Below are 1,050 nucleotides of genomic sequence, written 5' to 3' on the forward strand. Positions count from 1 at the left end.
GCCCAGGCCAGGGCGGGCAGCACGAGCGCGCGGCCCGCGCGGCGTGCGGCGGCGATGGGGGCGTGGTCGTGCATGCTGGTCCTCCGCTTGTCTCGTCCGGCGCGGCGCGATGCGCGGCCGCGTGCCGCCGGACGGGCCTGTCCCATACTTGGTTGGTCGCAACGCCACGCAAGCGGTCCGTTCGGATGATGGCGCGGGCGCGCGGATCGGCCGCCCGTGTTTGAACGCGCCCGCCCGCTTCGCTAGCGTGGGCGCGGCAGCATGGGATTGCGCGATGACAACGATGATCGAAGTGGCGCTGAACGGCCCGTGGGGGCGCGAGCGGCAGCCGCTGATGCCGATCACGGTCGAGGCCTGCATCGACGAGGGCATCGCCTGCGTGCAGGCGGGCGCCGCCGTCGTGCATGTGCACGCCTATGATCCCGCGACCGGGCGACAGGACGACGACTGGCGCACTTATGCCCGGATTATCGAGGGAATCCGCGCCCGCACCGACGCGCTCGTCTATCCGACGATCCCGCTCGCCGGCTCCGGCCTGACCGGCGAGGCGGCGACGCCGGAGGCGCGGTTCGCGCATGTCGAGGAACTCGGCCGCCGCGGCCTGCTGGAAATCGCGGTGGTCGATCCCGGGACCGTCAATTTCGATCGCAACGATCGCGCCGCGCCGGGCTTCGTCTACCTCAATCCGCCGGCGCACATCGCGGCCGGACTCGACGTCTGCGCCCGCCACGACCTGCGGGCCGGCTACGCGATTTATGAAGCAGGTTTTAGTCGCGCGGGCGCGCTGCACGCGGCGGCGCGGCCGGGTCTGCGCATGCCCATCTATCGCTTCATGTTCTCCGACGATTACGCCTGGGGCTTCCCGCCGCGTCCCGCTTATCTCGACGCCCATCTCGCGCTGCTCGCCGAATGCGCGCCCGGCGCCGCCTGGATGGTGGCCGGTCTCGGCGTGGACGTGCTGCCGCTCGCCGCCCACACGGTCGCGCGCGGCGGCCACATCCGCGTCGGGCTGGAGGACGCGCCCTGGGGAACGGCGGTCGGCAACGCCGC

At 72.6% G+C, this 1,050-nt stretch carries 1 protein-coding gene; it reads left to right on the top strand.

From position 1 onward, the window contains the following. Nucleotides 1-274: 274 nt before the first annotated feature. Nucleotides 275-1,050 (top strand): BKACE family enzyme (locus tag B8460_RS13960; protein ID WP_048862220.1); only part of this gene is annotated, 776 nt, incomplete at its 3' end.

Source organism: Acidisphaera rubrifaciens HS-AP3, assembly GCF_000964365.1.
GTDB classification, from domain to species: domain Bacteria; phylum Pseudomonadota; class Alphaproteobacteria; order Acetobacterales; family Acetobacteraceae; genus Acidisphaera; species Acidisphaera rubrifaciens.